This window comes from Lawsonibacter asaccharolyticus (assembly GCF_022453915.1).
Lineage (GTDB): Bacteria > Bacillota > Clostridia > Oscillospirales > Oscillospiraceae > Lawsonibacter > Lawsonibacter asaccharolyticus.
Genome location: NZ_CP091870.1, coordinates 2,459,400 through 2,485,807, shown reverse-complemented (window position 1 = coordinate 2,485,807; position 26,408 = coordinate 2,459,400). Strand labels below are relative to the sequence as shown.

26 protein-coding genes are annotated in these 26,408 nt (G+C 62.0%); 6 read left to right on the top strand and 20 right to left on the bottom strand.

The genetic code is table 11. The features are described from left to right. The first annotated feature begins 15 nt into the window (after positions 1-15). The gene (gene ggt / locus L9O85_RS11930; RefSeq protein WP_050623593.1) at positions 16-1,737 is read left to right on the top strand and encodes a gamma-glutamyltransferase; all 1,722 of its coding nucleotides are present in this window, start codon (positions 16-18) and stop codon (positions 1,735-1,737) included. A 134-nt stretch (positions 1,738-1,871) separates the two neighbouring features. Here the strand turns inward: ggt and L9O85_RS11925 are convergent, their stop codons facing one another. The 7 genes from L9O85_RS11925 to L9O85_RS11895 form a co-directional block, all read right to left on the bottom strand. After that, positions 1,872-2,969, bottom strand: a complete 1,098-nt coding sequence (locus L9O85_RS11925) for a C45 family autoproteolytic acyltransferase/hydolase (RefSeq protein ID WP_050623594.1) — start codon at positions 2,967-2,969, stop codon at positions 1,872-1,874. A 14-nt stretch (positions 2,970-2,983) separates the two neighbouring features. After that, complete coding sequence (locus L9O85_RS11920; protein ID WP_050623595.1) at positions 2,984-3,973, bottom strand: ABC transporter ATP-binding protein; 990 nt, start codon at positions 3,971-3,973, stop codon at positions 2,984-2,986. Beyond that, entirely contained in the window at positions 3,966-4,970 is a 1,005-nt protein-coding gene (locus L9O85_RS11915; RefSeq protein WP_050623596.1) for an ABC transporter ATP-binding protein, read from the bottom strand. The genes L9O85_RS11920 and L9O85_RS11915 overlap by 8 nt, the downstream gene beginning before the upstream one ends. Before the next feature lie 15 nt (positions 4,971-4,985). After that, positions 4,986-5,846: an ABC transporter permease gene (locus L9O85_RS11910; RefSeq protein ID WP_077138715.1), complete on the bottom strand. Its 861-nt coding sequence runs from the start codon at positions 5,844-5,846 to the stop codon at positions 4,986-4,988. Positions 5,847-5,859: 13 nt separating this feature from the next. Continuing rightward, positions 5,860-6,780 (bottom strand): ABC transporter permease, encoded by a 921-nt coding sequence (locus tag L9O85_RS11905; RefSeq protein WP_050623597.1) that lies wholly within the window; start codon positions 6,778-6,780, stop codon positions 5,860-5,862. 134 nt (positions 6,781-6,914) lie between these two features. Beyond that, the gene (locus L9O85_RS11900; RefSeq protein ID WP_050623598.1) at positions 6,915-8,468 is read right to left on the bottom strand and encodes an ABC transporter substrate-binding protein; all 1,554 of its coding nucleotides are present in this window, start codon (positions 8,466-8,468) and stop codon (positions 6,915-6,917) included. A gap of 78 nt (positions 8,469-8,546) precedes the next feature. Continuing rightward, positions 8,547-9,407, bottom strand: a complete 861-nt coding sequence (locus L9O85_RS11895) for a MurR/RpiR family transcriptional regulator (RefSeq protein ID WP_050623599.1) — start codon at positions 9,405-9,407, stop codon at positions 8,547-8,549. Between the two features lie 191 nt (positions 9,408-9,598). Between L9O85_RS11895 and L9O85_RS11890 the strand changes: the two genes are divergently transcribed. Further along, complete coding sequence (locus tag L9O85_RS11890) at positions 9,599-9,844, top strand: hypothetical protein (RefSeq protein WP_147577019.1); 246 nt, start codon at positions 9,599-9,601, stop codon at positions 9,842-9,844. A 144-nt stretch (positions 9,845-9,988) separates the two neighbouring features. Here L9O85_RS11890 and L9O85_RS11885 read toward each other — a convergent pair whose 3' ends face one another. Then, positions 9,989-11,248 carry a chloride channel protein gene (locus tag L9O85_RS11885; protein ID WP_301578717.1) on the bottom strand — a complete coding sequence of 420 codons (1,260 nt, stop codon included), beginning with the start codon at positions 11,246-11,248 and terminating at the stop codon, positions 9,989-9,991. A 232-nt stretch (positions 11,249-11,480) separates the two neighbouring features. On the opposite strand from L9O85_RS11885, the gene L9O85_RS11880 reads away from it, so the two are divergent. Further along, the gene (locus tag L9O85_RS11880; RefSeq protein WP_050623601.1) at positions 11,481-12,344 is read left to right on the top strand and encodes a hypothetical protein; all 864 of its coding nucleotides are present in this window, start codon (positions 11,481-11,483) and stop codon (positions 12,342-12,344) included. A 51-nt stretch (positions 12,345-12,395) separates the two neighbouring features. Continuing rightward, the gene (locus L9O85_RS11875) at positions 12,396-12,563 is read left to right on the top strand and encodes a DUF1540 domain-containing protein (RefSeq protein WP_077138716.1); all 168 of its coding nucleotides are present in this window, start codon (positions 12,396-12,398) and stop codon (positions 12,561-12,563) included. A 69-nt stretch (positions 12,564-12,632) separates the two neighbouring features. On the opposite strand, the gene L9O85_RS11870 is transcribed toward L9O85_RS11875, so the two are convergent. The 7 genes from L9O85_RS11870 to L9O85_RS11840 all read right to left on the bottom strand — a co-directional run bounded on the left by L9O85_RS11870 (position 12,633) and on the right by L9O85_RS11840 (position 20,808). Further along, a complete protein-coding gene (locus L9O85_RS11870; protein WP_050623602.1) occupies positions 12,633-13,217 on the bottom strand; it encodes an Rnf-Nqr domain containing protein in 585 nt (194 codons plus the stop codon). 23 nt (positions 13,218-13,240) lie between these two features. Further along, positions 13,241-14,884, bottom strand: coding sequence for an RnfABCDGE type electron transport complex subunit D (locus tag L9O85_RS11865; protein WP_077138717.1), 1,644 nt, complete (start codon positions 14,882-14,884; stop codon positions 13,241-13,243). After that, positions 14,877-16,214, bottom strand: a complete 1,338-nt coding sequence (gene rsxC / locus L9O85_RS11860) for an electron transport complex subunit RsxC (RefSeq protein ID WP_276756702.1) — start codon at positions 16,212-16,214, stop codon at positions 14,877-14,879. Before rsxC ends, L9O85_RS11865 begins: the two co-directional genes overlap by 8 nt. Before the next feature lie 243 nt (positions 16,215-16,457). Next, positions 16,458-17,327, bottom strand: coding sequence for a DUF975 family protein (locus tag L9O85_RS11855; protein WP_276756704.1), 870 nt, complete (start codon positions 17,325-17,327; stop codon positions 16,458-16,460). A 30-nt stretch (positions 17,328-17,357) separates the two neighbouring features. After that, entirely contained in the window at positions 17,358-18,956 is a 1,599-nt protein-coding gene (locus tag L9O85_RS11850; protein WP_301578713.1) for an MBL fold metallo-hydrolase RNA specificity domain-containing protein, read from the bottom strand. Between the two features lie 87 nt (positions 18,957-19,043). After that, positions 19,044-19,817: a Cof-type HAD-IIB family hydrolase gene (locus tag L9O85_RS11845; RefSeq protein WP_050623606.1), complete on the bottom strand. Its 774-nt coding sequence runs from the start codon at positions 19,815-19,817 to the stop codon at positions 19,044-19,046. A gap of 91 nt (positions 19,818-19,908) precedes the next feature. Next, positions 19,909-20,808, bottom strand: coding sequence for a hemolysin family protein (locus L9O85_RS11840; RefSeq protein ID WP_050623607.1), 900 nt, complete (start codon positions 20,806-20,808; stop codon positions 19,909-19,911). Positions 20,809-20,994: 186 nt separating this feature from the next. Between L9O85_RS11840 and L9O85_RS11835 the strand changes: the two genes are divergently transcribed. Both L9O85_RS11835 and L9O85_RS11830 read left to right on the top strand, forming a co-directional pair. After that, entirely contained in the window at positions 20,995-21,363 is a 369-nt protein-coding gene (locus L9O85_RS11835; RefSeq protein WP_050623608.1) for a VOC family protein, read from the top strand. After that, the gene (locus tag L9O85_RS11830; RefSeq protein ID WP_301578710.1) at positions 21,364-22,407 is read left to right on the top strand and encodes an acyltransferase family protein; all 1,044 of its coding nucleotides are present in this window, start codon (positions 21,364-21,366) and stop codon (positions 22,405-22,407) included. Between the two features lie 75 nt (positions 22,408-22,482). On the opposite strand, the gene L9O85_RS11825 is transcribed toward L9O85_RS11830, so the two are convergent. From L9O85_RS11825 to L9O85_RS11805, 5 genes are all read right to left on the bottom strand, one after another. After that, complete coding sequence (locus L9O85_RS11825) at positions 22,483-23,286, bottom strand: toll/interleukin-1 receptor domain-containing protein (RefSeq protein ID WP_108980650.1); 804 nt, start codon at positions 23,284-23,286, stop codon at positions 22,483-22,485. Between the two features lie 3 nt (positions 23,287-23,289). After that, complete coding sequence (locus L9O85_RS11820) at positions 23,290-23,775, bottom strand: dihydrofolate reductase (RefSeq protein ID WP_108980651.1); 486 nt, start codon at positions 23,773-23,775, stop codon at positions 23,290-23,292. 15 nt (positions 23,776-23,790) lie between these two features. Then, positions 23,791-24,621 (bottom strand): thymidylate synthase, encoded by an 831-nt coding sequence (gene thyA, locus L9O85_RS11815; protein WP_050623612.1) that lies wholly within the window; start codon positions 24,619-24,621, stop codon positions 23,791-23,793. Positions 24,622-24,764: 143 nt separating this feature from the next. After that, on the bottom strand, positions 24,765-25,013 hold the full coding sequence (gene spoIIID, locus L9O85_RS11810; RefSeq protein ID WP_050623613.1) for a sporulation transcriptional regulator SpoIIID: 249 nt from the start codon (positions 25,011-25,013) through the stop codon (positions 24,765-24,767). Between the two features lie 124 nt (positions 25,014-25,137). After that, a complete protein-coding gene (locus L9O85_RS11805; protein ID WP_276756711.1) occupies positions 25,138-26,316 on the bottom strand; it encodes a M20 metallopeptidase family protein in 1,179 nt (392 codons plus the stop codon). Positions 26,317-26,408 lie beyond the last annotated feature (92 nt).

Here is a 26,408-nt window from a genome sequence, read left to right as displayed (position 1 = left end):
GGAAGCGGATCAAGTATGAGTGAAGCAAAGAAGCAGCAGTACATGTGGCCCTCGCGGTGGAGCAAGCCCTCCGCCCACGGGGACTGCGGAGCGGTCAGCTGCAACAATATCTATGCCACCCGGGCGGGGTTGGAGATGCTGCGGGCCGGAGGGAACGCCTTTGACGCCGCCGTGGCGGTCTCTCTGACCCTCTCTGTGGTGGAGCCCCACCACTCCGGCATCGGGGGCGGCTGTTTCAGCCTGCTGTACTCCCAGCGGGATCAGAAGGTCTTGGCGCTGGACGCCCGGGGCGTGGCTCCCGCCAAGGCGGGGGAGGACCTGTTCCTCAAGGATGGAGAGGTCCAGGACGAGTGGAAGGACCTGGGGGGCCAGTCGGTAGCCATTCCGGGGCTGCTGAGAGCCATGGAAACCATGCTGCGGGAGTACGGCACTATGACGCTGGCGCAGGCGGCGGCTCCCGCCATCCGCTGTGCCCGGGAGGGCTTCGGCACCAGTTATACCGGAGAGCTCACCATGGAGGACGACTCGGTCCGGCGGAAGCTGGATCTTTCACCCCAGTTCCGGCGGCTGTATCTGAAGCCGGACGGGAGCCGCTACCGCTTCGGTGAGAAGCAGGTGAACTCTGAGCTGGCCGGCCTGCTGGAGCTGGTGGCGGCGGAGGGGGCGGACGCCTTTTACACCGGGCCGGTGGCCCGGAAAATGGTGGAGCAGATCAACCAGCGGGGCGGGTGCTTTACCCTGGAGGACCTGAGCCGATATCAGCCCAAGTACCGTACCCCGGTGAAGACCACCTACCGGGGGCTGGAGGTGGCGGCCTTCGCGCCGCCCAGCGGCGGATGCGCCGTGGTGGAGATGCTGAACATTCTGGAGCACAGCGATCTGGCCGCCATGGGACACAACACCGCCGCCTCCATCCATGCCATCGCGGAGGCCATGAAGCTGGGCTTTGCGGACCGAAGCGTGGCTCTGGGCGATCCCGACTTCGTCCAGGTGGACGTGGAGCGGCTGACCAGCAAGGCCCATGCGGCGGAGCGGTATGCCCTCTCATCACCGGAGACGGCGGGGGAATACGCTCCGGCGGAGGGGATCGAGGCCAAGGAGTACCCAGGAAACACCTCTCACTTTGCAGTGATGGACCGCTTTGGGAACGCGGTCTCCCAGACCCAGACTGTACGGGACTGGTTCGGCTGCGGGATCGTGGTGGACGGCTGCGGCTTTGTGCTCAACAACGCCATGTCCGACTTCAGCGCCAAGCCGGGCGCACTCACCAGCCAGGGACTGACCTATGGAAGCGCCAACAGCATCCAGGGGGGGAAGACGCCTCTGTCCTCCATGGCCCCCAGCATGGTGTTCAAGGACGGACGGCCCTATCTGGCCATCGGCGCGGCGGGCGGTCCCCGGATTATCACCGGAACCCTCCAGGGGATCGTCAATGCGGTGGACTTTGGGATGCTGCCGGAGCAGCTGGTCCGCCAGCCCTACCTCAACTGCCTGACCCGGGAGCAGGGACTGGAGCTGGAGTTCGGGATCTCAGAGGACACCATCCGGCTTCTGGAACAGAAGGGGCACCGGCCGGTGCGGGTCCCGGTGGACCAGGCCATGAGCACCATGCTCAACAGCGTCATGTATGTGGACGGGGAGTACCACGCTGCCGGCACCCAGCGGGTGGACGGCTGCGGCGGAGCCCTTCTCTCTGACGGGCATATGGTGCTGGACGGGATCAGTCAGGAGGATTGAGCGGCCTGCCTGAAGCATCAAAAAGCGAAAAGAGAAAAATGGTCAGCAGAATTTCTGCTGACCATTTTTTGATATTGGGAACCAATAAAGAGAAGGGACGGTGCGTACCGGGGCCAGAACCTGGCACAGGGGACTCACTGTGCAGAGGGCTCTCCGATCTGGACATGGGGCAGGGCCAGACAGGGATTTTGCAGCGTAGTCCACACCTCGCGGTCCTCTACCACGCAGAGGGTGGTGGAAACGGTGGTGGCGGGGACGCCCTCGTGGGGATGACGGCAGATACAGTTCGGCTCGTTGGTGTGGTCTGACATGATGCGGTAGAGATCCTGGAACCGGAGGGAGCCGTAGCGCTCTTCTACCATCTGGGCAATGCGGTCATAGCGCTTGTGAGTGGAGGGGTAGTTCTCCTCTGGGGGATTGAAATGGCTGAGCTGGTCACTGACCACGTGGTTGGTGCGGAAGAGGACCCCCCTGCCCTCATCCTTTTCCACATAGATCTCGTCGGAGGTCATCTCGATGACATAGGCCTCTGTGGGGTCGGCGGCAATGACGTTCAGGCCGTTCATACGGGGGGCGGTGCGGCAGAACTCCACCGCTTGGGCGGCGGTCCTGCAGGAGGAGAGGAGGACCCGCACATTGAGGAAGATATCGGCCTCCTCCACCCGGTCGATGCGGGTGGGGTCCTTCTCTGTCCAGAAGCCGGTGGTGGTCACAGCCAGACCATGGCTGTTGATGCCTACAGCGGGATAGGTGAGGATACCGGCCCCACCCACCTCGATGATCTCCTGGCCGTCGGGGTAGATGTGGCGGACCAGAGCCTGCTCCATGGGCATGCCCATATCCCGGTTCTTGATGATGTAGGTGCAGCCGTCAGCGGCAGCCTGTCCCCGGACACAGAGCATGCTGCATTCCTGCGTGATGTGACGGAAGGACTCACAGAGGAAATAGGCGGGGATGTTCAGCAGCAGGATGTCGTCAAGGGGCAGACCGCTGCCTTGGGCGATGCCCTGGAGCTCCTCGTACATCTCAGGCCGCTGCTCCTGGAAGAAACGGAGGTTTTGGTTCACAAAGGCCTGATAGGCCTGGAGGTCCACCTTCTCCTGCTCCAGCTTCCGGTGGACGGAAGCCAGGTTGCGGCGGATGGCATCAGAGAGCTCCTGCCCCTGCTGGACGCCCTGCTCGAAGGGCGTGCCGCTCACTTGGCAATAGGCGTGCTGATATTGGGAATTCATACAGAAATACCTCCTTAAGACTGAGACTGTCCGCACAGCAGGCAGCTGCAGATATGTCCGTTCTGCGTGATGTCCCTGGCTTCCGGGACGGCAGAGGCACACTCTGCCATGGCGGCAAAGCATCTGGGGTGGAAGGGGCAGCCGCTGGGGACGGCGATGGGGCTGGGCAGGTCGCCCTGAAGGATGATGCGTTCCGGCTGCCGTGTGGGGTCTGGCAGGGGGACGGCGGAGAGGAGAGCCTGGGTATAGGGGTGGGTGGGGTGGGCAAAGAGCTCCTGCTTCTCCGCATATTCCACCACTTTGCCCAGGTACATGACCGCCACATGGGTGGAGATGTGCTGTACCACACGCAGATCATGGGAGACGAAGACCAGCGCGATGCCCAGCTTTTGCTGCAGGTGCATGAGCAGGTTGATGATCTGGGCCTGGATCGACACATCCAGGGCGGAGACGCACTCGTCACAGACGATCAGCTTGGGACTGACGGACAGGGCGCGGGCAATACAAAGCCGCTGGCGCTGGCCGCCGGAAAACTCATGGGGGAATTTCCGCATGCTGTCCTGGGACAGTCCCACCAGATCCAGCAGCTCCTCCGCGCGCTTCATGGCGGCCTCCCGGCTGCCCAGCTTGTGGATCAGAAAAGGCTCAGCGAGGATATCGGAGACCCGCTGGCGGGGATTGAGGGAGGCATAGGGATCTTGAAAGATGATCTGGATATCCCGGCGCATCCGGCGCAGGCTCTCCTTGTCGGCACTGGTCAGATCCTGACCCTGAAAAAGGACCGTGCCCTCGGTGGGCTCGATGAGCCGCATCATGGTGCGGGCCAGGGTAGATTTCCCGCAGCCGGACTCCCCGACGATGCCCAGGGTCTCCCCCTCCCGAATGACCAGGGAGACGTCGTCTACGGCTTTGACGTACTGGGCGGCCTTGGAGAAGACCCCTTTGCGTACCGGAAACCATTTTTTCAGGTGGTCGGCCTGGAGCAGGATCGGGCGTTCAGACATGATCGCTCCCCCCTTCCTCGTCCCACTGGGGCGTATATTTCCAGCACTGGACGGTGTGTTCCCCATCCAGGGTCAGGAGGGGAGGCTGTTTCTGGGTGCAGATCTTCCGGCAGCAGGCACAGCGGTTGTGAAAGGCACAGCCCTCCGGCATGTGATAGATACTGGGGACCGACCCTTCGATGGTGGCCAGGTCCCCCTGGCTGTCATCCATGTGCGGGATGGAGCGGAGCAGTCCCTCCGTATAGGGGTGAAGAGGGTGCTGGAAGATGGTGCGCACATCAGCTTTTTCCACGATGTGGCCGCAGTACATCACTGCCACAGTATCCACCATAGAGGCCACGACGCCCAGGTCGTGGGTGATAAGAATGATGGAGGTGCCCAGCTTTTCGTTTATGGACCGGAGCAGGTCCAGGATCTGGGCCTGGATAGTTACATCCAGGGCGGTGGTGGGCTCATCCGCGATGAGCAGCTCCGGGTCGCATAGAAGAGCGATGGCGATCATGACGCGCTGGCGCATGCCGCCGGACAGCTCAAAGGGATATTGCTTCAGTCGGGTCTCCGGGCTGGGGATGCCCACGGTGCGCAGCATCTCGATAGACATCTCGTTGGCCTGGGCTTGGGAGACCTTCTTGTGGAGGCGGACCACCTCTCCAAGCTGGTCTCCAATGGGAAACAGGGGGTCCAGGCTGACCATGGGCTCCTGAAAGATCATGGAGATCTGGTTGCCCCGGACCCTGCACATCTGGCGCTCGGTCTTGGTGAGCAGCTCTTCCCCGTTGAGGCGGATGCTCCCGGTGATCTGAGCGGGCGGGGTGGGCAGCAGGCGTATGATGCTCTTGGAAGTGACACTTTTGCCCGAGCCGGACTCCCCCACCAGACCCAGTTTCTCCCCTTTTTTCAAGGAGAAGCTGACGTGGTTCACCGCAGCGGCGGAGCCGTATTTGGTCTTGAATCTGACGCTGAGATCTTGTACGCAAAGCATAGGTTCATTCTGCATAACTGAGCTCCCCCCTTATACATCCAGTTTGGGATCCAGGTAATCCCGCAGCCAGTCGCCCAGCAGATTGACGCCCAGCACGGTCAGCGTGATGCACAGACCGGGGAAGATACACTGCCAGGGGTCGGTGAGAATGTTGTCACGGGCTTCGCTGAGCATCCGCCCCCAGGTGGGGATGGTGATAGGGACACCGTAGCCCAGGAAGCTGAGGGAGGCCTCGATCAGTACGATCTTGGCCATCTCCAGGGTGGCGATAACGATGACAGGGCTGATGATATTGGGCAGGATATGTTTGAAAATGATGCGGGCATCGGTGCCGCCGGCAGCGCGTATGGCCTCAATATACTCCATCTCCTTGATGCCCAGGATCTCGCCGCGGACCAGGCGGGCGTATCGCACCCAGCTGGTGATGCCGGCGATCAAAATGACATTGCCCAGGCTGGAGCCCAGCACTGCCGCGATAAACAGGGCCAGCAGCGTGAAGGGGAAGCAGAGCTGGATGTCCACCAGGCGCATGATGACCGCGTCCACCCATTTGCCGTAGTAGCCGGCCAGGCTGCCCAGGACCACGCCCACGATGCCGCCTACTACGGTGCCGGCCAGAGCTACGATCAGGGTGACGCGGGCGCCGTACAGCAGACGGGAGAGAATGTCGCGGCCCAGCTGGTCAGTGCCCAGCAGATGGCCGGCCACAGGGTCAGCGCCCCAGATGGGGTCCTTCAGCTTGATCATGACGTCCTGAGCCAGCGGGTCATAAGGCGCCAGGAGCGGGGCAAAGATGGCACAGATGATGATGAGAAGCACCAGGATCAGCCCAAACATGCCGGTCTTGCTGTTCTTCAGGCTGGACCAGGCGCTTTTAAATCCTTTTTTCACTGATCCTACCTCCTCATTGCAGCCGGACGCGGGGATTGATCACGCAATACAGCACGTCCACGATGAAGTTGATCACCACGAAGATCACCGCCATCAGAAAGACGATGCACTCCACCACCGCAAAGTCGCTGGTGGTGATGCTCTGGATGACCAGACGTCCCACGCCCGGCCAGGCGAAGACCTGCTCGGTGATGACCGAGCCGCCCAGCAGAGAGGCGAACTGCATGCCCAGGATGGTGATGATGGAGCTCATCGCGTTTTTCAGGGCATGCTTGCCGATGATCTTGCTTTTGGGAAGACCCTTGGCCTTTGCCACATCGATATACTCCTTGCCCAGCACCTCGATGAGGTTGCTGCGCAGGAGCCGGCAGATGGTGGCCGCTGAAAAGACCCCCAGCGTGAAGGCGGGCAGGATCAGGGAACGCAGGCCATCCTCTGCGCCGCCAGTGGGCATCCAGCCCAGCTTCACAGCAAAGAGCATGATGAGCATGATGCCCAGCCAGAAGGCGGGCATGCATTGGCCCAGCAGGGCCAGCACCCGGATTACGGCATCGGAGACGCTGTTGCGCTTCACAGCCGCCACAATGCCTGCCGGGATGCCCAGTACCACGGAGATGAGCAGGGCCGCACAGGCCAGCGTCAGGGTGGCAGGCGCCCGCTCCAGCACCACGGACATGGCCGGTTCATTGTAGTAGTAGGAGGTGCCGAAATCCCCCACCAGCGCCCCCTTCAGAAAGCGGACATATTGGACGGGCAGGGGGTCATTGAAGCCCATCTCTTCACTGAGGATCTCCATTTCCTCTTTGGAGGTGGTGGGGGAGACCATCAGCTCCACCGGGTTCCCGGTGAGGTGCAGGATAAAAAATACGACTACGGTAATGCCCAAGATCGCGATGATGGACTGCCCGAGCCGCTTGAGTAAGTATTTCCCCATGCTTTTCAACCTTTCATAGCGAGCCAGGATAGTGAGAAACGGCGCACCCGTTCCAGATCACGGGTGCGCCGCCTGTTTCTCTGCCATTGAAATACCGCACCAGCTGCGGATATTCAGTTAAGGGAGCAAATCGCTCAGCCGGCCACGGAGACGCCGTCCATGAGGACGACTTCGTCGGTGCGGGCAGTCCAATTCTGGACCTTCTTGGAGTTGTAGGCATACAGGGTGTCCTGCTGATACAGCCACAGGGCGGGGGCCTCGTCCACCATCATCTGCTGCATCTGGCTGTAAAGCGCCACGCGCTTCTCAGCGTCCATCTCAGAGGCGGCCTGGGAGGCCAGATCCATAAACTCGGGGGAGACCCAGGTGCAGTACCGGGCACCCTCAGTAAAGCCAATGGAGGCGATCAGGTTGATATCGCAGTAGGGGCCGCCCAGACCCTGGAGGAACAGGGGGGCCACGGTGCCCGCGCCGATCTCGTCCCGCTGCGTGGCGGAGTCCTCCTGCTTGATGGTGACGTTGATGCCGATCTGAGCCAGCTGGGAGGCGATGGCCTGGACCACGTCGGTGCTGTTGAGCAGGCCGGGAGAGACGGAGCACTCGATGTCAAAGCCGTCGGCATAGCCGGCGTCGGCCATCAGCTGCTTGGCCTTCTCCACATCGTAGGTGTAGCCCTGCACATTGGGATCATAGCCCTCGTACTCGGGGGTGGAGATGGAGGCGACCTTGACGGCGTAGCCGTCCAGCACGCCGGCGATCAGCGCGTCCCGGTCCACCGCATAGTTGATGGCCTGACGCACCCGCACATCGTCCAGGGGGGTGGGGCCGCCTACCAGGTTGAACTGCAGCCAGACCACACGGGTGGAGGGCTGGCCCACCACAGAGATGCCGTCAAGGCTCTCCAGATACTCGGCCTGGGTGGTGGGGATATTGCAGATGATGTCCACCTCGCCGGCCTGAAGAGCGGCTACCCGGTCGGCGGCCTCGGGGATGACCCGGAAGACCAGCTGATCGATCTGGGGCACCTCGCCATAGTAGTCGGGATTCTTCTCCAGCACCACCTTCTGGTCCTTCTCCCAGGAGACGAACTTGAAGGGGCCGGAGCCGATGGGGGCGGCGGCAAAGCCCTCGTCTCCCACTTCCTCCACATAGGCACTGGGGACGATCTTGATATAGTTCAAGCGCAGGGGGAGAGAGGGGAAAGCGTAGTCAGTGATGATGTTGAACTCGAAATCGCCCAGTACCTCCACCTGCATGAAGGAGAAATCGCCGGACAGAGCGTAGTGCTTCTCCGAGTCACGCAGGCTGTTGATGGTGTAGGCCACATCGTCAGCAGTCATCTGGGTGCCGTTGGTAAAGTACACGTCCTGCCGCAGAGTGAAGTGCCAGGTAGTGTCATCCACCTGCTCATAGCTCTCAGCAGCGTCGCACACGATCTGCCCCTGGGGGTCCGTCTTGACCAGGGTGCTGTAAAGGGAGGCCAGAATGCTGGCGGTGATGGTGGAGTTGCCGTTTCTGGGGTCCAGGCCGGTGATGTCGCTGGTGCTGGCCCACGTCACCGTCTTAACAGTTTCCCCGCTGCTTTGCGCGGGCTGGCTGGTGCTGTTGGAGCCGGTTTCAGTGCCGCAGCCGCTGAACAGCCCCATACAGAGCGCCAGTGCAAGGGCAAGAGAGAGTGCTTTTTTCATGTTGGCGTTCCTCCTTTTTTAGTGGGGTAAGCATATTCAGACCACCCTCGGTGCGAGGGGAGATCCCATAAGAGAAGATCAGCGCTTGTTCCGCTCGAAGTAAGGGTTCAAAAGATCCAGGCGCTTGGTGGCGGTCTCGTCCATCTGGTCTGCGACCAGAGAGACAAGAAGCTCCAGAAGAAAAGTGGCGGATACATTGGAGTTGAAAAAGCTGACGCTGTATATGTCAGCCAACAGCAGCACATCAGTAAAATCGGAGAAGGGAGTGGAGGGCTTATCAGTGAGCAGGATGATTTTCGCCCCGCGGCTGTGGGCAAGATCAATCCAGCGCCGGACTTCCTCACCATAGGGATTGAAATTGATGACGAACAGGCAGTCCTCTGGGGAGATGTCCAGCAGCTGTTCAAAGGTGACGCTCCCTGTGGCCGATACGACACCGGGGACAACCATGCGCATCAAAAAGCTGAATTTCTCAGCAATAGGTGCGGTGGGCCGGCGCCCGGCAATATATTTGATGCGGCAGGAGCAAAGCAGATCCGCCGCCGCATGGATGGATTCTTCGGAGTTTTTTTCCAAAACGCTCTGTAGGTTCTTGTAGGTAAGGGTGGAAAACTGTGCTACGATATTCTCCTTGGCATCCAGGCTCTGATGGGTATGAAGACGCTCAATGGGAGGGAAGAAGCCACGCTGTGCATAATCCGCTTTCTGAGAGACAAAGGATTGTATCTCCTTCTGAAGGTCCAGAAAGGAGCGGTAGCCCAGCACTTTGCTGGTACGGGAGACCGTGGCGTCGCTGACGCCCAAGATGCGGGCCAGTTCACTGGTGGACACATAGCATACGGAGAGAAAATTGTTCAGGATGTATTCCGCCACCAAGGCTTCCTTTGCGGTAAGAGGAGTGGACTTGATCCGCTGGGAAAAGGCGGCGGGAAGCTCCATGTCGAAATACCATCCTTTTTTGCAGTTTCTTTGGTTAGACCTATGATAACATGAAATGTTGAAAAGTCAATACTTCAAATCGAAAATATCGAATACTCGATATTTTGACGATTGAGTAAACGGAGGGAACATCTGAACAAGGAAAGAGATGAAGGGGGTGGACAGCACAACAGGCAAGAGAATAGAGAAGGGTGCCGCAGAAATTGAATGTTTTGACCAAAAATAAACCCGGAAGAAAGGCGAAAAAAAGAAAAGAGAGGGAAAAGGTTATGCGTTCTTACATGGAAGGAAAAAAGTACAGAGAAAACAAAGGAGAAAGTGCAATAATGGAGAAAATGAAAAAATATATTAAATTTGCAAGGGGAAAAATATTTTTTTCATTTTATGAAGAAAAAACGGAGACGTCCCGGAAATTCTGCCGGGATGTCTCCGCTTGATAAAATAAGAGCTTGAATAGGACTGTTTTACAATTCCGTCACATGGAGGTCGCTGAAGAAACTGCGGCCCATAGACAGAGCACCCAGGCCCACCATTCCGCTGCTGAGCGTGGAGCAGAAGAACGGCGCCGTGGACAGGGGGAACTACTCCGCCTTTCGGTCCACCCAGGTGGCCTTGAATTTGGAGTAGATGATCTTCTGCTCGCTGTAAAGGCCGTAGTACCCGGAGAGCATGTAGGAGATGGCACAGCACAGGGCGTAAAGAGGCAGGCCCCGGCTGGTAAATAGTTCATAGGCCAGGAGGATGGAGGTGATGGGGCAGTTGGTAGCGCCGCAGAATACCGCCGTCATCCCAAGCGCCCCGCCGAAGGACTGGGACAGGCCCAGCAGCGGTCCGACCACCGTGCCAAAGGCGGCACCAGTGAAGAGCACTGGCACGATCTCGCCGCCGCGGAAGCCGGCCCCCAGAGTGAGGGCGGTAAAGACCAGCTTGAGCAGGAACGCCTCCGAGATGGTCTCGCCCGCCAGCATCCGGCGGATGACAGCATCCCCGGCGCCGTTGTAGGTCTGTTCCCCCACCAGCAGGGTCAGCAGCAGCACCAGGGCGCCGCCAACAGCCGCCCGGACCAGGGGATTGGGGAAGTATTTGGCATAGAGCTTGGGGGCCGCATGCATCACTTTGCAGAACAGGATGGAGAGCAGAGCGCACAGCACCCCCATCACGCACACCTGGACCATGGACCAGGGACCCAGGACAGCCACATTTCCGATGAGATAGCCTGTTCCTATATGAAGGCCGAAGAAGCGGGCCAGCTGGACCGAGACCAAAGAGGAGACGACACAGGGGACGATGGCGGCGTAGTACATCACTCCCACGCTCACCACCTCCATGGCGAAGATGGCGGCGGTGATGGGGGTGCCGAACAGCCCGGAGAAGGCGGCGGACATGCCGCACATGACCATGATCCTGCGGTCCTTCTCATCCAGGTGGATCTTTCTGCCCACCCAGGCCCCGATGGAGCCCCCCAGCTGGAGGGCGGCCCCCTCCCGGCCGGCCGACCCGCCTACCAGGTGGGTCAGGATGGTGGACAGGAAGATGAGGGGGGCGGTGCGCAGACGGATGGGCTCGGCCTCCCGGACCGCCGTCAGCACCAGATTGGTGCCCCGGTCCCGCTCCATCCCGCTCCAGCGGTAGAGCAGGACGATGACCACGCCTCCCAGGGGAAGGAAAAGAATGACCCAGGGCTGGTGCGCCCGGAACTGAGCCGCCCAGTCGATTCCGCAATGAAACGCCACCGCAACAGCGCCCACGATGAGCCCGATGTTGCAGGCGTACAGGACCCATTTGAGAAAGGTCAGCGCCTCGTCGATGTGGCCCCGTATCCGGGGGGAAAATGCGGGCATGGAATCGGCCTCCCCTCAGACCGGCCCTGGGGGCCGGCTCTGATCATTCTGCCTCTATCATACCATAAGATAGCAGGATTGCCACCCTTTTTTCATGATTCTGACTTTCGCTCTCTGTTCCGGGAGACCAAGACAGAGAGGGACGGCCACCGGGCGCCGCCCCGGTTTCCTTGACTTTTGTTCCGGAAACCGCTATACTATAACAATATATAATATAAAAGGGGAGATATAGATGCGGCCAAAAGATCCCGGCAAAACTGCCCGGATGCGGCGTGAGCTGCGGGAAGAGCTGAAGGGGAAAAAAACGGTGGTCACCATCTACATCATTCTTCGAGTCCTGGTCATCCTGACCATGGTGGCCCAATTTCTCAACGGGAACTTTGAAAACGTGTTCCTGTGCATCCTGACGCTGGTACTGTTCACCCTGCCCACCGTCATCGAGCGGCGGGTCCGCATCGATCTGCCCGACACGCTGGAGATCATCATCCTGCTCTTCATCTTCTCTGCGGAGATCCTGGGAGAGATCCAGGCTTACTATACCTATTTCCATGGCTGGGACACCATGCTCCATACGCTCAACGGCTTCCTCTGCGCGGCCATCGGCTTCTCACTGGTGGACCTGTTCAACCGCAACGAGCGGTTTTCCCTGTCCCTCTCCCCGGTGTTCATGGCCATCGTGGCCTTCTGCTTCTCCATGACCATCGGTGTTTTGTGGGAATTTTTTGAGTGTATCATGGACAGCTTTTTCCTGCTGGACATGCAGAAGGACACCATTGTCCACGACATTAGCACCGTCATGCTGGACCCCACCGGCGGCAACAAGATCACCGCCATCCGGGGCATCACAGACGTGATCGTGGTGGCAGGCGGGAAGGAGATCCCTCTGGGGCTGGGCGGCTATCTGGACATAGGTCTGCTGGATACCATGAAGGATCTGTTCGTCAATTTCATCGGCGCCTTTGTATTCTCCATCATTGGGTATTTTTATGTGAAAAACCGTGGCCGGGGCAGGTTTGCCCGCCGTTTCATCCCCAAGGTGCTGCCTGAAGAGCCGGTGCAGGCCGATGAAGAAGATTCCGGCCCGGACCACACATAAAACTGCCGCGGCAGCTTATACTAGGACCGTCCACAAAAGGAGGTCTTTCAGATGGATAACAAAAAGAGCTGCAATTCCAATATTCAGTGTACTGTCAACAGCTGCGCCTATCACAATCCCCAGAACTACTGCTCCCTGAGCCAGATCAAGGTGGGCTGCACCGACGCCTCCCCCTGCAATTGTCGGGAGACCGAGTGTGCCTCCTTTGAGCTGAAATAAGGGAGAAGCAAAAGACCGGCCCCGGACATCTGATGATGTCCGGGGCCGGTCTTTTGCTTGCCTTACGGATCAGGACAGGTGCAGCCCGTAGAAGCCAACCAGGGCCAGGGCCATCAGGCCGGCAGTTACCATCTCGATGGCCGGGCCGCGGAAGGGCCGGGGGCAGCTGGTGAGGCTGATCTCCTCCCGCAGGCCGGCGTAGCTCATCAGGACCACCAGGACGCCCAGGCCGCCGCACAGGGCGAAGGTGAGGGCCTGGGACAGGGTGTAGCTGCGCTGGGCGGCCAGATAGGCCGCACCCAGCACCGCACAGTTGGTGGATACCGAGGCCAGGTCGGCGTCGATTCGATGGGAGAGCTCCGGCCAGAGACGGGCTGCCTTTCGCAGCAGGAAGACAGTGAGGAGGGCAATGAGGGAGAAGACCAGGGTGCGCAGATACACCCACCCAAAATGCCGGAGCACCAGAAAGTCCGCACACCAGGTAAAAAATACGGTGACCACCATGGCCAGGGTCAGGCTCAGGCCGGTGCGGCGGGCTGCTGTGGTGCTGTGGAAGGCCTCCACCCGGGTGCCGATGCCCAGGCAGTTGACCAGGATGAAATTTTCAGACAGCAGGGCGGCCAGTGCCACCCCTGCCAGTTGTACGGAATCCATCCGATCCGCTCCTTTCTTTCCCGCTACACGTCGCTGTCCACATATTGGACGGAGCCGTCGGTCTCCAGGTTGGCCACGATGGCCAGAGCCTGGTTGACCCCGGCCGTGATGGCTTCAGAGGTCGCGGTAGCCCCGGTCACCACATCCACCGAGTTGGCACCAGAGGTCCGGATGGTGCCTGACATGCCCACATACTTTCGCAGCTGGGCATTCTCCATGGCCATGGTCCCCATCCCTGTGGACTCACTGTGGTCCGTCACCGCCACACCGGTGACCTGGCCGTTCAGGTCCACGCCCACCACCATGGTGATGGGGCCGCTGAAGCCATGGGTCTGGACCTCCACACAGTACCCCAGCAGCTCATTTTCCCGGTACCCTGCCGTGATGCTCAGGGCATTTGGGGCGCGGTAAGGGGTCTCAGTGCTGATCTCAGCCCCCGGCATCACCTGGGCCAGCAGGGCCTCCTCCGCCCGCAGCTCAGAGCGCTGGGTGTCCAGGCTGGTGAGCCAGTAGGTGGAGTAGATCCCCAGACCGGTGACCATCACCACCGCCAGCAGGATGCCGGCGGCCTTGGCCTGGGGCCGGAGCTGGTCCAGATAGCGCTCGCCGGGCATGGTCCCCCAGGACAGGGAGGAGGGGCGGCCCGGATTGACAAATTTGATCTCAGACAGGCTCTCCCCTGCGGCGCGGAGCCCCTCCCGCACGGCGGTGAAGCGCTCCACCCCGAACCGGCGGGGCATCCCCGCCCGGTCCATGAGCCACACCAGGCAGTTCATGGTCAGGATAGCCCAGCCCACCCCGTCGGGGTAGGAGCCATAGTACCGGAGCAGTACAGTGAGGAGGCCGCAGCCCACCCCGTATAGTACCTGTCCCCGGGGGGTGACAGGGGAGGTGGTGTAGTCGGTCGCCATAAAGAAAGCCCCAAGCACAAGCCCGCCGCTGCACAGCTGGGCCGTCATCCACTCCAGGGAGGTGCCATCCCGGGGGAAGAGGAAGGTGAGGACAGCCACGGTCCCCAGAAAGGCCGCCGGGATGCGTGGGGAGATGACCCTGCGCATGATCAGGTACAGGCCGCCCAGCAGCAGCATAAAGATAGATACCTCCCCGATGGATCCGCCGTGCTGGCCCAGCAGCATCTGCCCCATGTCCAGCTCGGGCAGTCTGCCGCTGTGCAGGGCGGCCATGGGGGTGGGGGAGGTGACGGCGTCCATCTCACCCCAAACGGGGAGATAGTCCAGCGCGTCCACCCAGGTGGTCATCAAGAAGGGGAAGGTGGACAGCAGCATCCGCCCAGCCAGAGCCGGGTTCATGAAGTTTTTGCCCAGCCCGCCGTAGAACTGTTTCACCACCACGATGGCAAAGACACCCCCCAGCAGGGGGACCCAGTAGGGGGAGGCCGCCGGCAGACACATGGCCAGCAGCAGGCCGGTGACACAGGCAGAGCAATCCCGCAGAGTGTTGGACTGGTGGGTCAGCCGCCGGTAGAGATACTCCGACAGGACGCAGGCGCCCACCGAGATCAGGGTGAGAGCCAGCACTCTGGGACCGAAGAGATAGACGGACATGCCCAGGGCGGGGATCAGGGCCACGATCACATCCAGCATGATGGAGGTAGTGCTGGTGGCCTGTGCCAGCTGAGGCGGGACAGAGGTGCGGAGATCAGCCATGGAGGTCCCCCCCTTTCTCCAGTTCCCGCACCTGACCAGCCGCCTGGCGCACCAGGTCGGCCAGAGGGATATGGGCCGGACAGATATAGGTGCAGCATCCGCAGTCCATGCAGTCCTGCGGATGGAGGGAGTGCAGGCGCTCCGCCGCGTTTTCCTTCAGGGCCCGGACCACAAAGATGGGGGAGAGGTGCATGGGGCAGACGGAGACGCATTGCCCACACCGAATACAGACGGTGGGAGCCTGTTCCCGGGGCTGCTCCCAGGGGGCCAGACACAGAAGGCCGTTGGTGTTGGGCAGTACCGGGGCCTCCAGGCTCTTCTGGGTCACCCCTGTCATGGGGCCGCCCACCAGGATCAGGCCCGGCTCCTCCCGGAAGCCGCCGGCGGAGGAGACCAGCTCCTTCAGCGGCGTGCCCAGGGGGACCCACAGGTTGCGGGGCCGGGCTACCGCGCCCCCCGTCACCGTCACGGCCCGGTGGGTCAGGGGGAGGCCTTTGTTCAGTGCCTCGCCCACCGCAAAGGCTGCCGAGACGTTGAAGACCACACAGCGTACGTCCTCCGCCCGGCCTCCCGGCGGGACCTCCCGGCGGGTGACCGACTGGACGATCTGTTTCTCCGCCCCCATGGGGTAGCGGGTGCGGATGGTCTTCAGCTCCACCCGGCTCCGCTTGCGGCTGATGCGGCGCTCCAGCGCCTCCACGGCGGTGAGCATGTCGCTCTCCGCCGCCAGCACCACCCGGTCCACACCCAGCACCTTGGCAAGAGCGCGGGTCCCCTTCAGAATGGGCTCCCCCCGCTCCTGGAGCAGGCGCAGGTCGGCAGTGATATAGGGCTCACACTCAGCGGCGTTGACGATCAGGGTGTCCACCCGGCCCCGGGCCCGGAGGATCTTCACCTGGGCGGGGAGGGGATCACTGCCCATATCCACGATGCCGGCGGCTTCTATCCGGACCATCAGCTCCTCCTGGGACGCCTGGCTGAGCTTGATGCCCTCAGGCCGCTCTGGCCAGGGCGTATTATCCCCATCGTTGGCGATGACGATGGCGGGGGCGCGGCCGCCCCAGGGGTGGGGCAGCTCCCGGATGGCCTCCACCCGTCCGGAGACGCTGGCGTGGAGCACCGCCCCGTCCTCGCCCTCCGGACGGGCGATAGGCTGTCCCGCATACACCCGTTCCCCAGCTTTGACCAGGGGGAGGGAGGAGGGACCTCCGTGAAAAGCCAGAGGCAGGGCCACCTGGGCCGGGGGGTGCTCCAGCAGCATCAGCGGCTTGCGCCGGGTATTTTCTTTTCGGGAAGCGGGGTGTATCCCGCCGAACATGGAACTGGCCATGGATTACCTCCCTGCACAGGGGCGCGGCCCTCTGTGCCGATGGATGGGCGCCCGAGGGCGCGTACATAGTGACAATATCATACTCGTGTCCCGGGAAAATGTCCAGTAGATCCGGGAAAATTCACATTTTGCTCAAAAAATGACGAACCGTGCCTGCGGTTTTGTCGAAAGAGAGCGGCGCCCGGCCAGGCGCCGCTCTCATATCCATTTATCGGCTGCGCTGTGCCCACATTCCGGCGGACATCAGCTCTGCGCCTCCGTCTCCGGGGCGGCCGGGCGTCCCTCCAGGATGGAGCGGTAAAACAGGGCCTCCGCCGCCGTGCGGTAGGGGGTCAGCCACAGGGTGAGGGGCAGATTGATCAGGAGGGCCAGACCAGTGGCCGGGATGAGACTGGACAGGACGGAGTAGAACTGCGCGACCGAGTTGACCTGGGCCAGGATACCGGGGAGGAAGGGCAGATAGGCCAGCAGGGTGAGCAGGACGCCCAGCAGTTCCCAGCCCAGGAAGGAAACATACAGTTTGAACAGCTCCCACTTGCGCCCCCGCATCATCTCCACGCTGCGGCGGACCGCAGCCCCTGCGCCGTCGTCCGGGTAGTCGGCCAGCAGGTAGGGGGCCATGGCATAGCGGAGCATGATGGCAAAGACTGCCGCATAGATTCCTGCCATCACCAGCAGTTGCAGAAACAGGGAATCAAGGACAAAAAAAGCCAGGATGGTGGTCACAAAGATCAGAAGCAGGGACCACAGGAAGGTGAACAGCAGGATCAGCAGGTTCATGGCAATGACCCGCCCTGCGATGCCGAAACCCTCCAGCAGCGTCCCATACCCCGCCTGCTGGCTGCGGGTGACGCGGAGGGCCCACAGGCGATAGCCAAAGTCCATCACCCACAGATAGAGGGTCAGCAGGATGGAGATAAACAAGCTGAGCCATCCCACAGTTCCGCCCCAAAGCAGGTCCGCAGGCTGGAAGGTGGGGGCGAGCCAGCCTACCACAGTGCTCAATCCTTCGGTCAGCAGCAGATACACCAGGGTGACCAGCCAGAACACGGGGGCCGCCGCACGGATGGCCTGCTTGGCCTGCGCCTTCAGGCCTTTTCGGTCGATCTTCATATACGCTCCTCTCTCCTGCCCGGGGGCAGATCAAGCATCCCATTTCTCCATGATGGCCTTCAGCTGGTCGGCCAGCCGTCCCAGGTCCTTGTTGGCCCGGCCGCGGCTGCGGCCCACCATATCCTGGAGCTGTTTGGTCACGTCCACCAGGCGGACATAGGCCGCCGAAGGGGCGGAGGCGCCGCCAGTGGTCCGCTTGCTCTCCAGCACCACGCCCTTGGCCAGCATCCGGTCCGCAGCCAGGTCGTAGACCTCCTGGTACAGAGGTGCGTGGGCGGGGATGCCCCGCTGGTTCAGGTCCTCAGCAAACAGCTCGGTGACCGGCGCGTCTCCGTGGACCACAAAGACCTGCCGGGGCGCCGGCGCGATGTGGCCCACCCACTCCAGCAGGTGATCCCGGTCCGCGTGGGAGCTGAGCCCCTTGAAGTTGACGATACGGGCCCGGACGGCGATCTCCTCGCCGAACAGCTTCACCGTCTTGGCGCCCTCCAGCAGGCGGCGGCCCAGGGAGCCCTCCGCCTGATAGCCCACGAAGACCACCGCGCACTCCGGCCGCCACAGGTTATGCTTCAGGTGGTGACGGATGCGGCCGGCGTCGCACATGCCGGAGGCGGAGATGATGATCTTGGGGGACGGGTCCATATTCAGTGCCTTGGACTCCTCCGTGGACTGGGTCAGGGTCAGGCCAGGGAAGGTGAACAGGTCATCTCCCCCCTGGAGCACCGCAATGGCCTCCTCGTCCAGATAGCCGTGGAGGTCGCCGGAGTACACCCGGGTGGCCTCCGCAGCCAGCGGGCTGTCCACGCACACGGTGAAGTTGGGGGCGCTCTTCACCAGCCCACGGTCCTTGATCTCCCGGAGGAAGTAGAGCAGTTCCTGGGTGCGGCCCACCGCGAAGGAGGGGATCACGATGTTCCCACCCTTGGCGAACACCTCGTCGATGAGCTGGGCCAGAGAATCGGTGTAGCTCTCCGGCGGCTCATGGTTCCGGTCGCCATAGGTGGACTCCATGACCACATAGTCCGCATCCTCCACAAAGGAAGGGTCGCGGATAATGGGCTGGTCGATGTTGCCCAGGTCGCCGGAGAAGACGATCTTCCGCTCCACATCCCCCTCGGTGAGCCACAGCTCCACCTCAGAGGAGCCCAGCAGGTGACCCGCATCGGTGAAGCGGACCCGGACCCCCTCGCACAGATCCAGCACCTGGCCGTACTCCACGGGATAGAGCTGCTGGAGGGCGGCCTCCGCGTCAGCCACAGTGTAGAGAGGCTCCACTGCGTCACGGCCGGCCCGCTTGCCCTTCTGGTTCTGCCACTGGGCGTCGCTCTCCTGGATATGGGCCGAGTCCCGCAGCATGATGGACAGGAGCTGGGCGGTGAGACGGGTGGTGATGATCTGCCCCTGGAACCCCTCCTTGACCAGCAGTGGCAGCCGGCCGGAGTGGTCGATGTGGGCGTGGGTGACCAGGCAGTAATCGATCTGGCCGGGGGCGAAGTCCAGGGCGTTGTCGTCATGCTCGTCCCGGCCCTGCTGCAAGCCGCAGTCGATGAGGATCTTCCTGCCGTTGGCTTCCAGACAGTGGCAGCTCCCCGTGACAGCGTGGGCCGCGCCGAAGAAACTCAGCTTCATACCAGTGTCCTCCTTTTTATATGCCGATTTTTCAGTTTTATTGTACACCTTTTTTGTCGAAAGTTCCAGTACAATCTCTCGCCGCCCTCAAATCAGGCCGAAATGGACCAGCGCCTGGACCACGCCGTCCTCGTCTGCCGTTCCGGTGACCCAGTCCACCTGCCGCTTCATCTCCTCATGGGCGCTCCCCATGGCCACCCCGATGCCCGCGTGGAGCAGCATGGACAGGTCGTTTTCCCCGTCTCCGAAAGCCATAGCGTCCTCCACCGGGATGCGGAAGTAGTCCAGAAGCGCGTCCATCCCCCGGTCCTTGCCCCCGCTGGGCGGGATCACGTCCAGGAAATTGGGGTGCCACCGGGTGGTCTTCAGGTGAGGGGCCCGGTCCAGCAGCAGATGCTCCCGCTCCCGGGTCAGGAAGGTCACCGCCTGATAGACCTCCCGGCCCCGGGCGTAGTCCGCAGGGCGCTGGAGCGGCATAGGGATGGACAGATCCCGGATGAACTGCCGGGTCATCTCGTTGATGCAGTTGATATAGATCTCCTCTCCCTCCAGGAAGATGCAGGAGAAGGCGTCGGTCCGGGCGGCGGCCACCAGCTCCTCCACCGCCTCAGGGGGCATGGGAGTGCTCCGCAGCACCTGTCCCTGGGCCGTGCAGTACTGGCCGCTGAGGGTCACATAGCCGTCGAAGTCAAAGACCTGTCGCACCGGATCCAGCATGGCGAGGTGCCGCCCAGTGGACAGGAACAGCTTGATCCCCCGCTCCCGCAGGGCCTGGAGGGCCTGGCGGACGGCTGGGGAGATCTGATGGGTCTTGAAGCTGACCAGCGTGCCGTCTACATCGAAAAAGATCGCCTTTGTCATGGGTGAAGTTCCTTTCTCTCTGATCTGCCCGCCCGGGGCGGAAAAAACAGGACCGCCGCAGGCAAGGCCGCGGCAGTCCTGAAGCGCGTCTCTATTCGCAGGCGGCAGCAGCGGGCGCCTGCTTTTCCACCAGGGCCCACTCCACCCGGCGGTCGCACAGCTCCTCCACCCGGATGCGCAGGCCCAGGGCCTCCACCACGGGGCGGCTCCCGTCCTCCGGGATGACCGCCAGCTGGGCAAAGACCAGCCCGCCCAGGGTGTCATAGTCCCGGTCCTCATCCTCGGGCAGCTGGAAGTCCATGGCCTCGGCCAGCTCCTCCAGGTCAGCGGAGCCGGAGACCCGCCACAGGTTCTCCTCCAGCTGGATGATCTCCTGCTCGGCCTGGGGGTCAAACTCGTCATAGATGTTGCCCACCAGCTCCTCCAGCAGGTCCTCCAGGGTCACCAGTCCGCTGGTCCCGCCATACTCATCCACCACCACGGCCATGTGGATCTTTTTGCTCTGCATGTCACGGAAGAGCACGTCAGCCCGCACCGTCTCCGGCACGAAGTAGGCCGGGCGCAGCAGCGCCCGCAGCTCCTGGGGACGTTCCACATGGAAGTTGAGCAGATACTGGCGGGTGGAGAGGATGCCCACGATGTCGTCTACGTTTCCCTGATAGACCGGGAAGCGGGACAGACCGGACTCCCGAATGGCGGAGAGAATGGTCTCCTCATCGTCATCCAGGGAGAGGGTCACCATGTCGGTGCGGTGGATCATCACATCCTCCGCTGTGGTGTTGTTGAACTCGAAGACGTTCTCGATCAGTTCCTTCTCGTTGCGCTCGATGGCGCCGGACTCCTCGCCCTCCTCCACCATGGCCATGATCTCGTCCTCCGAGACCTCCTCCCCCCTGCGAAGCAGCCTCAGCAGAGGGCGGTAGAACAGCAGGATCAGGTTGCCGGCCAGGCTGACAAAAAACAGGATGGGCCATATATGGTCCGATGACACGGAAATTCCTCCTTAATACCCGGGGAATAAAATATAAACTATCATACCACGATTTGCCCCGCCCCGCAAGGGGACAAAACAGAGGTCTTGCCTGTCTTTGGACACTTTTCCGTTGAAAAATCGGCTTGTGCCCGATATAATGATAAAAAGACACCGGTCGTCCCGACCGGAAAGGAGCGAATGAACATGATCAAATTCAACCACTTCAATTTCAACGTCCTGGATCTGGACAAGAGCCTGGCCTTCTACAAGGAGGCACTGGGCCTGGAGCCGGTGCGGGAGAAGGAGGCCTCCGACGGCTCGTTTAAATTGGTCTACCTGGGGGACGGCCTGACGGAGTTCCAGCTGGAGCTGACCTGGCTGAAGGACCGGGACAAGCCCTACGACCTGGGAGAGTGCGAGTTCCACCTGGCTTTCGTCACCGACCAGTACGACGACTTTTATGCTAAGCACAAGGAGATGGGCTGCGTCTGCTTTGAAAACCCGGGCATGGGCATCTACTTCATTGCCGACCCGGACGGCTATTGGATCGAGATCGTGCCGGAGAAGAAATAAATGGCCCGGGGAGAGCGAAACGCCGGCTGGTCCGGCTTTTTCCTGACCTTCACCGTCTTTGCCGCCATCCTGCTGCTCCTGGCCCGAGAGGGCCAGGGGGAGGCGGTCTCCGCCGGGGCGCGGCAGGTGCTCGTCATCTACGAGGGACTCACCTGCTGGGCGGTGCCGGCCCTGTTCATGGCCTGGGGGATGGTTGCCCTGGAGGAGGGGAAGCCATCCCTCACCGGGGCGCTGGCGGGGCTGGTCCTGCCGGCCTTCTGCCTGCTGCTCTTCTGGGGTGCGGCGTACGCCCTGGCGGCCCACCTGCTGGGCGGCGGGGCGGTGAGCTGGTCCGGCATCCTGGGTGCCCTGCGGTCCGCCGCCCTGGGGGATGTCTATTTCCACCTGCGGGTCCTCTACCCGCTGCTCGGCCTGTATCTGGTACACCCGGTGCTGCGCCGGTTCACCGCCGCGGCCAGCCGGGGGGAGGTGCTGTATTTTCTCCTCCTGTGCTTCCTCTTTGCCAGCCTGCTGCCGGCCTGGACGGCCTTCCACCCGGAGGGGGTGGTGGGTGCCCTGCTGGAGAGGCTCCAGGTCCATCTGGTGCTGGGGTATGCGGGCTATTATGTGGCGGGGTGGTATCTGCGCCACTATACCATCGGGCGGGTGCCGGAGTTTCTGCTCTACCTGCTGGGAATCCTGGGGCTGGTCCTGACTCTGGGTGGCGACGCGCTGCTGGGCGGCGGGCGGGAGCTGTGGTACAGCGACACCGCCCCCGGGGTGGCCCTGACGGCGGCGGCGCTGTGCGCTCTGTTCCGCTATGTGCTGGGGATCAGTGAGGAGCGGTCCCGCCGCCGGGCGGTCCATGCCCTGGGCAGCTATGTCTTCGGCGCCTATCTGATCCACCAGCTGTGGATGCTGCTTTTCCGGTGGCTGGGGCTGACGGTCACCGCCTTGGAGCCGGTGTTCTTTGTTCCCCTGCTGGCCCTGGTGCTGCTGGCCCTGTCCCTGCCCATGGCCTGGCTCCTGCGGCTGATCCCAGGGGCCGGAAAATGGCTGACCTGAGACGACAAAAGGGGGCCGGCGCATGGCGCGCCGGCCCCCTTTTCAAATGGAGTGGTTCTAAATTTTTCAAGTCACTCAGCTGGGCCGGAGAGCGGAGGCGATCTGCTGGGCGACCTGATAAATGGTCCGTTCTTCCCGCATGAGACACTTGATGTCCTGGAGAAAGAGCGGCAGGCGGGAGATCTGGATGCCCCGGTCCAGAACGGAGATGACCCGGACGTCCTCTTCGATCAGCTTCTTGATGAAGGCCCGCATCTCAAATTTACACCAGCGGGAATCCAGAAAGTGCTCTGTGATCCAGAAGAGCACGATGCTGGACTGCTGGATGCCCTCCTGGACCTTGTCGGTGATGGAATCGCCAAGGGCAATGCTGTATTTGTCGAACCAGACGGGCAGATCCATCCCATTGAGCAGCGGGATGATCTCTTCGATCTCCGGCTTATCCAGAGAGGAGTGGCTGAGAAAGACCATCTGTTCCCGTCCAAAGGGAGTCATACGGTAGCCTTTCTCCTCCAGGACCCGGATCTCCGGGAAGAAAAAGAGGTGCCCCATAATGGTGGGAACACTGTCCTCATCCAGCAGAGAGGCAGAGTTGAAGCGCCGGTCCGCCATGGCCCGCATGATATTCAGCGCGGTCAGGTCCTTCCGCTGCCGCAGTCCAGCGTCCTCCAGAAGACGGAACATCCGGTCCAGATGCTCCTCCTTGGGGCGGTCGTAGCTCACTGCGATGAAAAATTCCAGATTGTAAGGATTGTTGTTGACGAACAGGGAGAGCATCTGGAGCGAGGAGGCGTCCTGTTCCCGCAGCAGCTGCTGGAACACCGGGATCAGGTGGGAACGGCGGCCGTACTCCCCCTCCCAGATATAGTCACGGTCCATGGGTCATGCCTCCTGCCTGCGCCGGTAGGTCACATACCGGAAGCGTACTCCGTTCTCCTCCAGGAGTTCTGACTCCTCCACCGACTCCCAGCGAGGGTCGGCATCCAGGTCCGGGAAGTACCGGTCTGCGGGGTACTGGGCCAGGATCTTAGTGACATAGGCGGTGCCGCACCGGTCCAAAAGGGCGCGGTAGACGGACTCCCCGCCGATGACAAAGGCATCCGCCGGAGCGGCGGCGAGGAGGGCGTCCAGGGAGGGATAGACCTCACCGCCCTCCGGGGCGAAGTCCGGCGTGGTGGACAGGATCAGGTTGCGCCGTCCCTTCAGGGGGCGTCCGCCGGGAAAGGTAGAGAGGGTCCTGCGGCCCAGAATGACCGCGTGGCCCAGGGTCAGGGCCTTGAAGCGCTTCAGGTCCTGGGAGAGATAGAGAAGCTGCTCTCCGTCCTTCCCGATGGCCCAGTTCTGGTCCACTGCCACAATGAGATCCATACTGTGCGCCTCCTCTTAGACCGCCACCGGGATCGTTCCCGGCACAGGGTGGGCCTGATACCCCTCCAGGCGCACGCTGTCCGGGGTGAAGGCGTAGAAATCGGTGACAGCGGGGTCCAGGGAGAATCGGGGGGCGTCATAGGGCTGGCGAGTGATGATCTCCCGCACCGCGTCCACGTGGCGGTCGTAGATATGGGCGTCGGCGATGACGTGGACCAGTTCGCCGGCCTCCAGCCCGGAGACCTGGGCGACCATGTGGAGCAGAACGGCGTACTGCATCACGTTCCAGCCGTTGGCGGTGAGCATGTCCTGGCTGCGCTGGTTCAAAATGCCGTTCAGGGTGTTCCCGCTGACGTTGAAGGTCATGGAATAGGCACAGGGGTAGAGGGCCATCTCGCTCAGGTCGTGGTGGTTGTAGAGGCTGGTGAGGATGCGGCGGGAGCCGGGGTCGTGCTTCAGGTCCCACAGCACCTTGTCTACCTGGTCCATGTCCCCCTGGGGGTAGTGGTGTTTCACCCCCAGCTGGTAGCCGTAGGCCTTGCCGATGGAGCCGGACTCGTCCGCCCAGGCGTCCCAGATGCGGCTGTTCAGGTCGTGGACGTTGTTGGACTTCTTCTGCCAGATCCACAGAAGCTCGTCCACCGCGGACTTCAAAAACTGCCTGCGGACGGTGAGAATGGGGAATTCTCTGCGCAGGTCATACCGGTTGACCACCCCAAAGAGCTTAATGGTATGGGCGGGAGTCCCGTCCTCCCAGCGGGGACGGACCTCCCGGTCGGTGTCCCACACTCCCCGGGAAAGAATGTCCTGACAGTTTTGAATAAAGACCTGATCGGCGTAGCTCATGGCGGCCCCTCCTGATATTGGTTTGAAGGTATCATATCAGAAGCGGGGGGAAAAAGCAATAAGGCGGGGACGCGGCATCCTGCCGCGTCCCCGCCGCCTGTTCCGGAAGCCGGACGCCAGGAGGAAAGCGCCCCTCCCCCGGCTCAGGCTCCTTTGTATTTCCGTCGGGTGGCGATGCCGCCCCGGATATGCCGTTCCGCTTTGTTCTCCTCCAGCACGCCCTTGACCTGGAGATAGAGAGGCTGGTTGAAGGCGGGAAGGCGCTCGGACAGGTCCTTATGGACCGTGGACTTGCTGATCCCGAACTTCTGTGCCGCCGCGCGGACCGTGGTCCGGTTCTCTATGATGTAAAGGGCCAGCTGACAGGCCCGTTCCTCGATATTCCCTTTCACACAGCAACAACTCCCCCGGATTTTGCATCTGCTGTACATGTATATGCGGGGGAGAGGATTTTATGAGGCCGGAAATGCCTCAACTGGAAGAATTTCCCGATGAAGGCCCAGTCGTGGAGAGGATTCAGCCGTTGAGAAAGGTCTGAGCAAGGGAGACGTAGAGGGCGGCCCCTTTCCAAAGCACTGACTCGTCCACATCGAACCGGGGACTATGGTGGGGGCGGTCCGTCCCCTTGGCGGGGTCGGAGGAACTGAGAAAGAGAAAAGCCCCGGGGACCTGCTCCAGATAGAAGGCGAAATCCTCACCTCCCATGTTGGGGGCTGGGATGCGGGTGACGACGTGCTCCGGGCCCACGACTTCGGCGGCGGCCCCGGCGGCCAGCTCCGCCATAGCGGGATCGTTGAGGACAGGGGGAGCGCCCCAGGTGATGGTGCAGTCCGCACTGGCGCCGAATACGGCAGCCGCTGCCTGGGCCACCTCACCGATGCGCCGGGCGGCGTACTGCCGCAGACCGTCCTCCAGAGTGCGGATGGTCCCCTCCAGCACTACCTCGTCCGGGATGATGTTATACTGGTCGCCCCCCTGGATCCTGCCGATGGTCAGGACCAGGGAGCGAGCGGCGCTGATCTCCCGGGTGGTGATGGCCTGGAGGGACAGAACGATGTGGGCGGCCGCATTGACGGGGTCTACCCCTTTTTCCGGGGTGGAGCCATGGCAGCCGCGCCCCCGAACCCGGATGGTGAACTTGTCAAAGGCCGCCATGCAGCAGCCGGAGGGGGCAATCACGGTGCCGCTGGGGATGTCGGCCCCCAGCAGGGTGCCGATATGGAAGCCGAAGATGGCGTCCACTCCATCCAGCGCTCCCTGCTCCAGTATGACTTTGGCTCCCTCACACTGCTCCTCGGCCGGCTGGAAGAGGAGGCGGACGGTGCCCCGGAGCTCCTTCCTGTGTTTCTGCAGGACTTGGGCGGCCCCCATGAGCATGGCGGCGTGGGCATCATGCCCGCAGGCGTGCATCACGCCGGGGCGGCGGGAGGAAAAAGGAAGTCCGGTCTCCTCTTGGATGGGCAGGGCGTCCATGTCTGCCCGCAGGGCCACCGTTCGACCAGGCAGGCCGCCCTGGATGGAGGCAATCAGGCCGCTGTCCCGGGGAGAGCGGACGAAGGGGATACCCAGGCGGTCCAGATGGGCGGAGAGACAGGCGGCGGTCTCGGGCAGCTGTGCCCCCACCTCCGGGATCTGGTGCAGCTCCCGGCGCAGGGCAGTGATCTCATCTTGCAGGGCTTGACAATCCTTCCACATGTTAGACGGGCTCCTTCCAGGTGTGAAGATCTAAAATTTCCGGCAGGACTGCCTGCCGGCACATGTCCCTATTATAAGCGGCGCCGGGCAGG